We start from the raw sequence: 231 nt of genomic DNA on the forward strand, positions 1-231 counted from the left end.
GTCTCTGTTTTGCTTTTGGAGAATCTACTGAAATTCCGCTTCCGATCCCTTGCCAAACCAATTTTTGACTTCTTGCATCTACAAGATCAACGATAATGGCACCTTCGTTATAATTGCTGGTCCAGGTTCTGCTCATTCCAACGCCCCATCCGAAAGGACCGCCCCATCCCCACATTCCATAAGGAGTGCTGCTGTTGATATCGGTTACTTTTTTGTGGTTTGCTTTTACAT

The 231-nt window shown here is 44.6% G+C and carries 1 protein-coding gene; it reads right to left on the minus strand.

Annotated elements, in window-relative coordinates; genetic code table 11:
• The coding region (locus SCA31_RS25750; RefSeq protein WP_410699762.1) for a DUF4136 domain-containing protein at positions 1-231 on the minus strand (231 nt) is incomplete at both ends.

The sequence above is a fragment of the Chryseobacterium sp. SIMBA_028 genome (genome assembly GCF_046535285.1).
Classification (GTDB): Bacteria; Bacteroidota; Bacteroidia; order Flavobacteriales; family Weeksellaceae; genus Chryseobacterium.